Source organism: Micromonospora rubida, assembly GCF_009908295.1.
Taxonomy (GTDB): domain Bacteria; phylum Actinomycetota; class Actinomycetes; order Mycobacteriales; family Micromonosporaceae; genus Micromonospora; species Micromonospora rubida.
The window spans coordinates 140,019-154,440 of sequence record NZ_JAAALO010000009.1 but is presented as its reverse complement, the minus strand read 5'-3'; the positions used below and the strand labels follow the sequence as shown (position 1 = coordinate 154,440).

At 76.4% G+C, this 14,422-nt stretch carries 1 protein-coding gene; it reads right to left on the bottom strand.

What is annotated here, in order from left to right; translation table 11 throughout:
* Positions 1-4 precede the first annotated feature (4 nt).
* The gene (locus tag GVV04_RS33545) at positions 5-14,422 is read right to left on the bottom strand and encodes a type I polyketide synthase (protein ID WP_161691678.1); all 14,418 of its coding nucleotides are present in this window, start codon (positions 14,420-14,422) and stop codon (positions 5-7) included.

Genomic DNA, 14,422 nt, shown 5'->3' with positions numbered 1-14,422 from the left:
CACGTCAGGACACCCCCAGCTCCCGGTCGATGAAGTCGAAGACCTCGTCCGGCGTGGCGTCCTGGAGCTTCTCGGCGACGGTGTCCCCGCCGCCGCCCGGGGCGTCGTCCTCGTTCAGGGAGGCGAGCAGCGCCCGCAGCCGCTCGGTGATCCGAATCCGGGCGCTGCGGTCCGGCGCCGAGCCGGTGAGCGCCGCTTCCAACCTGTCCAGCTCGCCGAAGACCGGCGCGACACCGACCACCCCGCCGTCGACGATCGCCGCCCGGACGTACTCGGCGAGGCCGGCGGCGGTCGGATAGTCGAAGACCACCGTGGCGGGCAGCCGGACGCCGGTCGTCGCGGACAGCCGGTTGCGCAGCTCCACCGCGGTCAGCGAGTCGAAGCCCAGCTCCCGGAAGGCCCGGTCCGGCTCGACGGCGTCCATCGAGGCGTGCCCGAGCACGGCGGCGGCCTGGCCGCGTACCAGTTCCAGCAGCGTCTTGCGCCGCTCGGCGTCGGTCTGCCCGGCGAGCAGGGCGGCCAGCGACTCGGGGGACGCCCCGGAGTCGTCGGCCCGCTCGGCGACGGCCCGCTGCGCCTCGGCGACGCCCGTGAGCAGTGGGCTGGGGCGGACGGCGACGAACCCCGGCACGTACCGGGCCCAGTCGATCGCGGCGACCAGCGTGGCCGGTTCGCGCCGCGCCACGCACCGCTCCAGCGCGGCGAGGGCGGGCGCGGTGTCGAGGCGGGCCACGCCCGTGCGGCGGCGACGCTCCTCCACGGCCGGGTCGGTGGTGGCCATCCCGCCGGCCGCCCAGGGACCCCAGGCGATCGAGGTGGCCGGCAGCCCCTGCCGGTGCCGCTGCTCGGCGAGGGCGTCGAGGTACGCGTTCGCGGCGGCGTAGCTGCCCTGGCCGGCCGCGCCGAGCTGGCCCGCCATCGCGGAGAACAGCACGAACGTGCGCAGGTCCCGGCCGACGGTCAGCTCGTGCAGGTGCAGCGCGCCGAGCACCTTGGGCCGCAGCACGGTGGCGATCCGGTCGGCGGTGAGGCCGTCCAGGACCCCGTCGTCGAGGACGCCCGCCGCGTGCACGACACCGGTCAGCGGCGCGTCGGCGGGCACGTCGTCGAGCAGCTTCGCCAGCGCCGCCCGGTCGGCCACGTCGCAGGCCGCGACGGTGACCCGGCTGCCCGCGTCGGTCAGCTCCCGGGCCAGCTCGGCGGCGCCCGGCGCGTCCGCACCCCGGCGGCTGACCAGCAGCAGGTGCTCGGCGCCCCGGGCGGCCAGCCAGCGGGCCACCTCCGCGCCGAGCGCGCCGGTGCCGCCGGTGACCAGCGTGGTGCCCGGGTGGTCGGGCGCGTCGGCGGCGGGGGGCCCGGCGGGAGCCCGGACCAGCCGGCGGACGAGGACGGTGGCCCCGTCGACCGCGAGCTGGTCCTCGCCGTCGAGGCCGGCGAGGGCGGCGCAGAGCAGGTCCCAGCCGTGGTCGTCGAGGGTGGCCGGCACGTCGACCAGGCCGCCCCAGCGCTCGGGGTGTTCCAGGGCGACGACCCGGCCGAGGCCCCAGAGCAGCGACTGCTCCGGCCGGTCGACGGTCCCGCCCCGGGTGGTGCCGGCGGCGCCCCGGGTGACGCACCACAGCGGCGCGGACACGTCGAGGTCGCCGAGGGCCTGGATCAGGGCCAGCGAGCGGGCGAGGAACGGCGGCACCGGCTGGGTGTCGTCGACCGCGCCGTCGGCGAGGGCGAGCAGCGACAGGACGCCGTCCGCCGGGGCGGTGTCCCCGTCGGCGGTGCGGGTGGCGGCGGCCAGGTGCTCGGCGACGGCGGCCCGGTCGGCAAGCCGTTCGGGCAGCAGCACCAGCCGGGCGTCGGCGCCCCGGCGGGTCAGCTCGGCGACCGCCGTCTCGCCGTCGGCCGCGTGCCGCTCGTCGGCGAGGACCCACCAGGCGCCGGGGATGAAGCTGACGGGCGTCCCGGTGTACGGCTGCCAGACGCTGCGGTAGCGCCAGTCGTCGAGGGTGGAGCGTTCCCGCTGCTGCCGCCGCCAGGAGGCGAGCACCGGCAGGGCCGCGCCCAGCCGTTCGAGGGATTCGGCGGCGCTCTGCGCGGTGAGTTCCGCCAGCGCGGGGAGGTCCTCCCGCTCGACGGCGGCCCAGAACGCGGAGTCGACGCCGGTGGGCGCGTCGTCCTGACCGGGCTGCCCGGCAATCGCGGTCGGCCAGAACCGGTCCCGGTCGAAGGCGTACGTGGGCAGCGGCACCACGTCGGTCTCCGCGAGCACGTTCGTCAGGTCGACGGGCAGGCCGATCGCGTGCGCGGTCGCCAGGTTCGTCAACAACCGGGTCGGGTCGTCGTCACCCCGACGCAGGCTGCCCAACGTGTGCCCGGTCGTACCGGCGTCGTCGAGGATCGCCGTCACCGGCATCGTCAACACCGGATGCGGACTGATCTCCACAAACGTGGAATGCCCCGCCGCGACCGCCACCCGGACCGCCGCGTCGAACTGCACGGTCTGCCGCAGGTTGTCGTACCAGTACTGCGCGCCCATGGAGGCCGGGTCCACCCAGTCCCCGGTCAACGTCGACACCAACCGGACGTGACCGACCTGCGGGGTCACGCCGGCCAGATCCGCCCGCAACCGCTCCGCGACCTCCTGCACCGACACCGAATGCGACGCGTAGTCCACCGGAATCAACCGGGCCCGCAGGCCCTCGTCCGTGCACGCCTGCACCAGATCCGCCACCGGCTGCGGCGGCCCCGACACCACCACCGTCGCCGGGCCGTTCACCGCCGCCACCCCGACACCCGGGAAGCCCGGCAGCCGCTCGGACACCGCGTCGGCGGACAGGTCCACCGACGCCATCGCCCCCGTACCCCGCAACGCGGCCAGGGCACGCGAACGCAACGCCACCGTCTTCGCCGCGTCGTCCAGGGACAGGATCCCGGCGACACACGCCGCACCGATCTCACCCTGCGAATGCCCGACGACCGCCTGCGGCACCACGCCCGCGTGCCGCCAGACGGCCGCCAGGGCGATGCCGACGGCCCACAGCACCGGCTGCACCACCTCGACCCGGTCCAACCACGACTCGTCATCACCGGTGAGCACCGCGACCAGATCCACGTCCAGGTACGGGGCCAAAGCCTGCTGGCACTCCGCCAGCCGCGCGTCGAACACCGGCGTCCGACCGATCAGACCCGCCGCCATCCGCGCCGACTGCGCACCCTGACCCGGGAACACGAACACCGGACCCGCACCGTGGGACGCGACCACGCCCGTGACGGCCGTCCCCGCAGGCGCACCCGCACCCAGGGCGTCCAGGCCCGCCAGCAACTCCTCGACACTCGACCCGACGACCGACGCCCGGTGGTCGAACGCCGACCGGGTCGTCGCCAGGGACCACGCCACCGCAGCGGGCGCGACGCCGTCGTGCTCACGCACGTACCGGGCCAGGCGGGCGGCCTGGCCGGCCAGGGCACCCCTGGACCGGGCCGACACCGGCCACACCGTCACGCCCGAGGCGACCAGCCCCGGGCCCGTGGCGGGAACGGCGACCGGCTCCGCCGGCTCGTCGTCGGCCTGCTCGATGATCACATGCGCGTTGGTGCCGGAGATGCCGAACGACGACACCGCCGCCCGACGCGCCCGGCCCACGGCCGGCCACGGGGTGGCCTCCGTGACCAGCGAGACAGCGCCCGACGCCCAGTCGATGTGCGGCGAGGGCCCGTCGACGTGCAGGGTCGCCGGTACGACGCCCTCCTGCATGGCGAGCACCATCTTGATGATTCCGGCGACGCCGGCCGCCGCCTGGGTGTGGCCGATGTTCGACTTCACCGAGCCCAGCAGCAGCGGCTCGTCCCGGCCCTGCCCGTACGTGGCCAGCAGCGCCTGCGCCTCGATCGGGTCGCCCAGCGTCGTGCCCGTGCCGTGCGCCTCCACCACGTCCACGTCCGCCGTGGTCAGTCGCGCCGAGGCGAGGGCCTGCCGGATCACCCGCTGCTGGGACGGGCCGTTCGGCGCCGTCAGACCGTTGCTGGCACCGTCCTGGTTGACCGCGCTCCCCCGCACGATCGCCAGGACCCGGTGCCCGTTCCGCCGCGCGTCGGCAAGCCGCTCCACCAGCAGCACGCCGACGCCCTCACCCCAGCCCGTGCCGTCCGCGCCCGCCGCGAACGCCTTGCACCGCCCGTCGGCGGCCAATCCCCGCTGCCGCGAGAACTCCACGAACAACCCGGGCGTGGCCATCACCGTCACGCCGCCCGCGAGCGCCAGGTCGCACTCGCCGCGCCGCAGCGACTGCACCGCCAGATGCAACGCCACAAGGGACGACGAACACGCCGTGTCCACCGACACCGCCGGCCCCTCCAAACCCAACGCGTACGCCACCCGACCCGACACCACACTCGCCGCATTCCCCGTCCCCGCGAACCCCTCCACCTCATCCGCAGACACCATCAACAGGGCCCCATAGTCCTGACCATTCGTCCCCACGAACACCCCTGTTCGCGAACCCCGCAACCCCCCCGGATCAACCCCTGCCCGCTCCACCACCTCCCACGACGCCTCCAACAACAACCGCTGCTGCGGATCCATCGCCAGCGCCTCACGCGGCGAGATCCCGAAGAAGCCCGCATCGAAGTCCGCCGCCTCGTACAGGAAGGCGCCGTTGCGTACGTAGGAGGTGCCGGTGGAATAGGGGTCGGGGTCGTACAGGCGCTCGACGTCCCAGCCCCGGTCGCCGGGCAGGTCGGAGACGGCGTCCCGACCGGCGTGCAGCATCTGCCAGAACCGCTCCGGGTCGCCTGCGCCGCCGGGGAACCGGCAGGACATGGCGACGATCGCCACCGGCTCGTCGTCGCTGAGCGTCACACGCGCGGTCTCCACCGGGGCGTCGGCCCCGCCGCCCAGTTCCTCGTGCAGGTGCCGGGCGAGCGCGGTGGCGGTGGGGTAGTCGAAGACCAGGGTCACCGGCAGGCGCAGCCCGGTGGCGGTGGCGAGCCGGTTGCGCAGCTCCACGGCGGTCACCGAGTCGAAGCCGAGGTCCCGGAACGCGTGGTGCGGGTCGATGGCCTGGCCGCCGTCGTACTTGAGGACGGTGGCGGCCTGGTCGCGGACCAGGTCGAGCAGCGCCTGCTGACGCTCGGCGGCGCTCATCCGGGTGAACGCCCCGGCCGGGCCGGCCTCCTCCGCCTCCTTCGCCTCGACGAGGCCCTTGGTGGCCGCCAGGCGCTGCGCCTCGGGGATCTCGGCGATCAGCGGCCCGGGCCGGGTGGCGGTGAACGCGACGTAGAACCGGTCCCACGCGATGTTGGAGATGGTCAGGAAGGTCTCGTCGTGCTCGACGGCCTGGTGCAGCGCGGCGACGGCGAGCCGGGGATGCATCTCGGGCGCGCCGTGGCGGTGCAGCATCCGGCCGAAGTCGCCCTCGGCCATGCCGCCGCCGCCCCACGCGCCCCAGCCGATGGAGGTGGCGGGCAGGCCGAGGCCGCGCCGGTGCTCGGCGAGGGCGTTGAGGAACGCGTTGCCGGGGGCGTAGTTGCCGACGCCGGAGCTGCCGACGGTGCCGGCCATCGAGGAGAACAGGATGAACGCGTCGAGGTCGAGGTCACGGGTCAGCTCGTGCAGGTTGAGCGCGGCGTTGACCTTGGCGCTCAGCGCGTAGCCGACCTGTTCCAGGGTGAGCGAGTTGATCACGGAGTCGTCGAGGACGGCGGCGGTGTGCACGACGGCGGTCAGCGGGTGCTCGGCGGGCACGTCGGCGATGACGGCGGCGAGCGCGTCACGGTCGGCGGCGTCGCAGGCGGCCACGGTGACCCGGGCGCCCAGGCCGGCCAGCTCGGCCTCCAGCTCGGCGATCCCCTCGGCCTGCCGGCCGCGCCGGCTGAGCAGCACCAGGTGGGACGCGCCGTTGGTGGCGAGCCAGCGGGCCATGTGCCCGCCGAGGGCGCCGGTGCCGCCGGTGACCAGGGCGGTGCCGGAGGGCCGCCAGGCCCGGCTGGCGGGGGCGTCGCCGAGCGGGGCGCGCAGCAGCCGGCGGCCGAACGCGCCGGCCCGGCGCAGGGCCACCTGGTCCTCGCCGTCGACGCCGGTGAGGACGCGGACCAGCCGCCGGCCGGCGGCGGCGTCCAGCTCGTCGGGGAGGTCGACGAGGCCGCCCCAGCGGTCGGGGTGTTCCAGGGCGGCGACCCGGCCGAAGCCCCAGGCGAGCTGCTGCACGGGGTGCGGCAGCGGGTCGGCGGGGTCGGTGGAGACGGCTCCGCAGGTCAGCGTCCACAGCGGGGCGCGGACGCCGGCGTCGCCGAGGGCCTGGGTCAGGGTGACCGTGCCGGCGAAGCCGACCGGCGCGGACGGGTGTGCCGGGGCGGGCGTCTCGTCGAGCGCGAGCAGCGACACGATCCCGGCGACCGGTCCCGCCGCGGCGAGGTCGCGCAGCCGGTCGGCGAGGGCGGCGCGGTCCGTCCGCTCGGCGTCCAGGGCCAGGGGTACGACGGTGCCGCCGCGCCGGTCGAGGGCGTCCCGGCAGAACGCGGCCTGCGCGGTGTCGGTGTCGTCGGGCCCGGTGACCAGCCACCAGGTGCCGGCGGCGGTGGGTTCGCCGGGCCCGTCGGCGGCGACGGGCAGCCAGGCGTCGCGGTACCGCCAGGAGTCCACGGTGGCCTGGTCGCGGTGCCGGCGGCGCCACGCGGCGAGGGCGGGCAGCACGCCGGCGACGGCCGCCTCGGGCAGCGCGTCGGTCGCGTCGGCGGCGAGTTCGGCGGTGAGGGCGGTCAGGTCCTCGGCCTCGACGGCGGCCCAGAACCGGGCGTCGACCTCGTCGCCCTCGACCGGGCCGGCGGAGGCGGCCGGGGCGGACGCCGGGGCCGGCTGCGGCCAGTAGAGCTGCCGCTGGAAGGGGTACGTGGGCAGGTCGCGGCGGTGCGCGGCGAGCCCGGCGAACGCGGGCCGCCAGTCGACGGGCGTACCCCCGGCGTAGACCTCGGCCACGGCGCGGAGGAACCGGCCGAGGCCGCCCTCGTTACGGCGCAGCGTGCCGGTGACGGTGACCGCGCCCGGGTCGGCGGCGGCCAGCTCGACGCTCTCCTGCACGGCCATGGTGAGCACCGGGTGGGCGCTGACCTCGACGAAGGTGTGGTAGCCGGCGGCGACGAGGCTGCGCACGGCGTCGTCGAAGCGGACGGTCTGCCGCAGGTTGCGGTACCAGTAGTCGGCGTCGAGGCCGGCGGTGTCGAGCCAGTCGCCGGTGACGGTGGACCGGAACCGGATCTCGCTGGTGCGCGGGGTCAGCCCGGCGAGGAGTTCCCGGAGCTGGTCGCGCAGCGGCTCGACGTGGGCGGAGTGCGAGGCGTAGTCGACGGGGATCCGGCGAACCCGCACCTCGCGGGCCTCGTAGTGGGCAACCAACTCGTCGAGGGCGGCGCCGTCGCCGGACACGACGACGGAGGTGGGGCCGTTGACGGCGGCGAGGGCGACCCGGCCGTCCCACCGGGCGACGGTGCCGGCGGCCTCGTCGGCGGTGGTGGCGACGGAGACCATCCCGCCGCCCCCGGCGATGCCGGCGATGATCCGGCTGCGCAGGGCGACCACGGCCGCCGCGTCGTCGAGGGTGAGGGCGCCGGCGACGTGCGCGGCGGCGATCTCGCCCTGCGAGTGGCCGACGACGGCGGTCGGGCGGACGCCGTACGACTCCCAGAGCGCGGCGAGGGAGACGCCGACCGCGAACAGGGTGGGCTGGACGACGTCGACCCGGTCCAGGGAGGGTGCGTCGGGTGCGCCGCGCACCACGTCGGCCGGCGACCAGTCGACGTACGGGCGCAGCGCCTCGGCGCAGGCGGCGAACTTCTCGGCGAAGACTCCGGCGGTGTCGAGCAGCTCGGCGGCCATGCCGACCCACTGGGAGCCCTGGCCGGGGAAGACGAAGGCGACCTCGCCCGGCGTACCGGCTCCCCGGGTGACGGTCTCCGGGGTGGGCCGTCCGTCGGCGAGCGCGCCCAGCGCGGCGGCCAGGCCGTCCCGGTCGGCGGCGAAGACGACGGCCCGGTGGTCCTGTGCGGCCCGGGTGGCCACCAGGGACCAGCCGACGTCGGCGAGCGCGGCGTCGGCAGGCCCGCCCTCGGCGAGGGTGGCGAGGTGGTCGGTCAGGTCGCGGGCGCGGGCGGCCAGGGCGGCGGCGGTACGCCCGGACAGCACCCAGGGCAGCTCCCCGGTCGGCCCGCCGGCGGTCGGGGCGGGCTCCTCGGCGGGGGCCTGTTCCAGGATGGTGTGCACGTTGGTGCCGCTGATGCCGAACGAGGAGATCCCGGCGCGGCGGACGCCGTCGGCCGGCTCCCAGGGGCGGGCGGCGGTGAGCAGCTCGACGCTGCCTGCGGACCAGTCGACGTGCGGGGTGGGCTCGTCGACGTGCAGGGTCGGGGGCAACACCCCGTGCCGCATGGCGAGCACCATCTTGATCACCCCGGCGACGCCGGCTGCTGCCTGGGTGTGGCCGATGTTCGACTTGATCGAGCCGAGCCACAGCGGCCGGCCGGCGGGGCGGTCGTGGCCGTACGTGGCGATGAGCGCCTGCGCCTCGATCGGGTCGCCGAGGGTGGTGCCGGTGCCGTGCGCCTCGACGGCGTCGACCTGGTCGGCGGTGAGCCGGGCGTTGGCCAGGGCCTGCCGGATGACCCGCTGCTGGGCGGGGCCGTTGGGGGCGGTGAGCCCGTTCGACGCGCCGTCCTGGTTGACGGCGCTGCCCCGCACGATCGCGAGGACCGGGTTGCCGTCGCGGCGGGCGTCGGAGAGCCGCTGGAGGACCAGCAGGCCGACTCCCTCGCCCCAGCCGGTGCCGTCGGCGGCCCCGGCGAACGGCTTGCACCGGCCGTCGGCGGCCAGCCCGCGCTGCCGGGAGAAGCCGACGAAGATCCCGGGGGTGGCCATCACGGTGGCGCCGCCGGCCAGGGCCAGGTCACACTCCCCCGCCTGGAGGGCCTGCGCGGCGAGGTGCATGGCGACCAGCGACGACGAGCAGGCGGTGTCGACGGTGACGGCGGGGCCGTGCAGCCCGAACGTGTACGCCAGCCGGCCGGAGATGACGCTGGCGGAGGTGCCGGTGGCGAGGTAGTTCTCGTCGACGCCCCCGGCGGCCATCAGCAGCGAGCCGTAGTCCTGGCCGTTGGTGCCGACGTACACGCCGGTGCGGCTGCCGCGCAGCGCGGTCGGGTCGATCCGGGCCCGCTCGAACGCCTCCCAGGTGGTCTCCAGCAGCAGCCGCTGCTGGGGGTCCATGGCCAGGGCCTCGCGGGGGCTGATGCCGAAGAAGGCGGGGTCGAACTCGCCGGCCCCGGCGACGAAGCCGCCCTCCCGGACGTAGCTGGTGCCGAGGTGTTCGGGGTCGGGGTGGTACAGCTCGGCGACGTTCCAGCCGCGCTCGCCGGGCATCAGGGTCATCGCGTCGGTGCCGCCGGAGACCAGGTCCCACAGCTGCTCGGGCGAGGACACCCCGCCGGGGAAGCGGCAGCTCATCGCGACGATGGCGATCGGCTCGCGGTGCAGGTCGGTGCCGTCGGCGACCACCTCGCCGGGTGCCTGGCCGGCGGTGCGGTCGTGCAGGTGGGCGGCCAGCTCGGCGACGGTGGGGTGGTCGAAGACGAGGGTGGCGGGCAGGGTCATGCCCGTCTCGGCGGTGAGCCGGTTGCGCAGCTCGACGGCGGTGAGCGAGTCGAAGCCGAGGTCGCGGAAGGTCCGGTCGGGCAGGGGCTGGCCGGCCGGGTAGCCGAGTACCACGGCGGCCTGGGTGCGGACCAGCTCGGTGAGCTGCGGCAGGGACCGGCCGACGACCACGGCGCGGACGGGGCCGGCGGGCGCGGCGGGCACCCCGGCCAGGGCGGCGATCAGCGGGGTGGGCCGGCCCCAGGCGGCGGCAAGGCGTCCCCAGTCGACGTCGGCGACGGTGAGGGCCGGCTCGGCGGCGTTGACGAGGCGGCCGAGCGCGGTGACCGCCTCGGCGGCGGGCAGCGGGTTGATGCCGCCCCGGGTGAGCCGGGCGGTCAGCGCGGCGGTGGTCGCGGCCATCCCGTCGGAGGCCCAGGCGCCCCAGGCGAGCGCGGTCGCGGGCAACCCCTGGCCGCGCCGCCAGGCCGCGAACGCGTCGAGGTACGCGTTGGCCGCCGCGTAGTTGCCCTGGCCGGCGCTGCCGACGACCCCGGCGAGGGACGAGAAGAGCACGAACGCGTCGAGGTTCCGGCCGGCGGTGGCCTCGTGCAGCACCCGGGCGGCGCGGACCTTGCCGTCGAGGACGGTCTGCATCCGGGCCGGGTCGAGGCCGTCGAGGACGCCGTCGTCGACGACCCCGGCGGTGTGTACGACGGCGGTCAGGTCCGGCAGGCCGGCGACCAGCGCGGCGACGGCCTCGGCGTCGGTGACGTCGCAGGCGACGACCCGCACCGTGCCGAGGTCGGCGAGGTCGCCCACCAGCTCGGCGGCGCCGGGGGCGTCGGGGCCCCGCCGGGAGGCGAGGACCACCTCGGCGGCCCCGTTGGCCAGCAGCCACCGGGCGGTGTGCCGACCCAGCGCGCCGGTGCCGCCGGTGACCAGCACCGTGCCCGACGGCCGCCAACCCGGCCCGACGGGCGGGGCGGCCGGGACGAGCCTGCGGGCGAAGGTGCCCTGCGGGCGGATGGCCACCTGGTCGTGGCCGGCGTCGGCGAGGACGGCGAGCAGCGCGTCCCCGGTGGCCCGGTCGAGGCGGTCCAGGCGGTCGGCGGTCCCGCCCGTCGGGGTGGCGGCACCGGGCCCGGTGCCGTCGGCAAGCCGGTCGGTGTGGGCGGGCAGGGCGGTGCCGACTGACAGGGCGGGCATCGCGGCGCCGACTGGAAGGGCGGGCAGGTCGATCAGGCCGCCCCAGCGGTCGGGGTGTTCCAGGGCGACGACCCGGCCGAGACCCCAGGCCGCCGCCGACGCCGGGTCGGTGACGCTCTCGCCTCCGCCGACGGACACCGCGCCCCGGGTGACGCACCAGAGCCGGCCAGGCAGGCCGGTGTCGGCGAGGGCCTGGACGAGGGCAAGCAGCAGCGCGGTGCCGGCCGGCACGGCGGGGGCGTCCGGCAGGCCCGGGTCCCTCTCGGGCAGCACGCACACCACCCCGGCCCAGCCCGACTCGCCGCACTGCCGCAGCGCCTCGCCCAACTCCCCACGACCAACCCCGGCGGGCACGACGAGCCGATCAACGCGCGCCCCCGCACCCCCCAGCACGCCCGCGACCCCCGCCCGCTCCACGCGATCTTGCACTTCGGGCCCCGACGAAGGCCGCGTAACGCCCGTATCGGGGGCCCCAACTGCAAGATCGGTGGGGGTGGGGGTGGGGGTGGGGGTGATGAGGAGCCAGCGGGACGTAAGGGACGGGGTGGGGGTGGGGCGGACGGGTTCCCAGTCGACGCGGTACGACCAGGCGTCGAGGGCGGCGTCGCGGAGGCGGGCCTTGCGCCAGGACGACAGGACCGGCACGGCCGGGGCGAGGGCCTCTACGGCGGCCGGGTCGTCCTGCACGGCGAGGTGGGACGCCACTGCGGGCAGGTCCCCGCGTTCCACGGCCGCCCAGAAGTCGCCCTCGGCGACGTCGGCCCGCCCCGTCGGCTCGGCGGCGGGGGCGAACTCGGGCCAGTAGCGCTGGTGCTGGAACGCGTACGTGGGCAGGTCGACCCGGGTCGCCCCGGTGTCGGCGAACCACGGCTGCCACGTGACGGGGACGCCGTGGACGTGCAGCTCGGCGAGGGCGGCGAGCAGGGCGGCGGCCTCGGGCCGGTCGGCGCGCTGGGCGGCGACGGCGAGGACACCGGCGTCACCGAGCAGCGCGCCACCGGGCAGCGCGTCGACAGGCAGCGCGTCGACAGGCAGCGCGTCGACAGGCAGCGCGTCGGCGGTCAGTGCGGTGAGCACGCTGCGCGGCCCGATCTCCAGGAACGTGTCGACGCCGGCGGCGCGCAGCGCGGTCACCCCGTCGGCGTACCGGACGGCCTCCCGGACGTGCCGCACCCAGTACTCGGCCGTGCGGATCTCGTCGGGGTCGGCGAGCGCGCCGGTCAGGTTCGACACCACCGGCAGCAGCGGGGCGGCGAACGTCAGCCTGTCGAGCACCGCCCGGAACCGGGCCAGCATCGGCTCCATGAGCGGGCTGTGGAAGGCGTGGCTGACGGCGAGCCGGCGGGTGCGGGTGCCCCGGTCCCGCCAGGCCCGCTCGACCTCGTCGAGGGCGTCGGCGTCGCCGGACACGACGACGGCCGTCGGCCCGTTGACGGCGGCGATCCCGACCCGGTCGGTCAGCCCGTCCAGCGTTGCCACGACGTCGGCCTCCGGCGCGGCGACGGCGAGCATCCCGCCGCCGGCCGGCAGGGCCTGCATCAGCCGGCCCCGGGCGGCGACCAGCGCGCAGGCGTGTTCGAGGGAGAGCACCCCGGCCACGTGGGCTGCCGTGATCTCGCCGATCGAGTGGCCGCCCACGAAGTCCGGCGCGATCCCGAACGACTCGACCAGCCGGAACAGGGCCACCTCGACGGCGAACAGGCCGGCCTGGGTGAACACGGTCTGGTCCAGCAGAGCAGCCTCGGGGGTGCCGTCGGCGGCGAACAGCGCCTCCCGCAGGGGGCGCGGCAGGGTCCGGTCCAGGTGCCCGCACGCCTCGTCGAGGGCGGCGGCGAACACGGGGAAGGTCTCGTACAGCTCCCGGCCCATGCCGGCGCGCTGCGCGCCCTGGCCGGAGAAGAGGACCGCGAGCTGGCCGCGGGTCGAGCCCGTGCCGGTGAGCACGGTGCCGGCCGGCGAGCCGGCGGCGAGGGCCCGCAGCCCGGCCAGCAGGTCGTCCCGGCCGGTGGCGACGACGACAGCGCGGGTGTCCAGGGGGGACCGGGAGGCGACCGACGAGTGGGCGACGTCGAGGGGACGCAGGCCTGCGTCGGCGTCCAGCCACCCGGCCCAGCGGCCGGCCTGCGCGGCGAGCGCGGCCTCCGACCGGGCCGACAGCAGCACCGGTACGACCGGACGGCCGGCCGTCGGGGCGTCCTCGCCCACCTCCGTGGCGGGGGCCTGCTCGACGATGGTGTGCGCGTTGGTGCCGGACACCCCGAACGACGACACGGCCGCCCGGCGGGGCCGGTCCACGGCGGGCCACGGGGTCGCCTCGGTGACGAGGCTGACGGCCCCGGCGGTCCAGTCGATGTGCGGGGACGGCTGGTCGACGTGCAGGGTCGGCGGGACCACGCCGTGCCGGATGGCCAGCACCATCTTGATCAGCCCGGCGACACCTGCGGCGGCCTGGGTGTGGCCGATGTTCGACTTGACCGAGCCGAGCAGCAGCGGCGCGGCGTCGCCCCGATCCTGCCCGTACGTGGCCAGCAGCGCCTGCGCCTCGATCGGGTCGCCGAGCCGGGTGCCGGTGCCGTGCGCCTCGACCACGTCGACCTGCTCGGGGGTGAGCCGGGCGTTGGCCAGGGCCTGCCGGATGACCCGCACCTGGGAGGGGCCGTGCGGGGCGCTCAGCCCGTTGGACGCGCCGTCGGAGTTGACGGCGCTGCCCCGCACCACGGCGAGGACGGGGTACCCGTGGCGCTGGGCGTCGGTGAGGCGGGCGAGCAGCAGCATGCCGATGCCCTCGGACCAGGAGGTGCCGTCGGCCCCGGCGGCGAACGCCTTGCACCTGCCGTCGGCGGCGAGGCCGCGCTGCCGGGAGAAGCCGACGAAGACCGCCGGGGTGGGCATGACCGTCACGCCGCCGGCCAGGGCCAGCTCGCAGTCGCCGTTGCGCAGCGCCTGCGCGGCGAGGTGCACGGCGACCAGCGACGACGAGCAGGCGGTGTCGACGGTGACCGCCGGCCCTTCGAGACCGAGGGTGTACGCGACCCGGCCGGAGATGACACTGGTGGCGTTGCCGGTGAGCAGGTGCCCCTCGCCGTTCTCGGCCTGGGCCTGGGCCATCATCGCGTCGTAGCCGTGCGACGCGGCGCCGACGAACACGCCGGTGCGGCTGCCCCGCACCGCCGGCAGCGGCAGCCCGGCCCGCTCGAACGCCTCCCAGGACGTCTCCAGCAGCAGCCGCTGCTGCGGGTCCATGGCGGCGGCCTCGCGGGGCGAGATGCCGAACACGTCGGCGTCGAAGTCGGCGGCGTCGTAGACGAAGCCGCCCTCGGACACGTAGCTGGTGCCCGGGTGGTCGGGGTCGGGGTGGAACAGCCGGTCGAGGTCCCAGCCCCGGTCGACGGGGAACGGGCCGATGCCGTCCCCGCCGTCGCGGACGAGGTCCCAGAGCTGCTCCGGTGAGGAGACGCCGCCGGGGTAGCGGCAGCTCATCGCCACGATGGCGATGGGCTCCTGCGCCCGGTCCTCCAGCTCGCGCAGCCGCCGCCGGGTGCGCCGCAGCTCCGAGGTCGTACGCTTCAGGTACTCGACGTACTTCTCGTCCTCGTTGCTCAC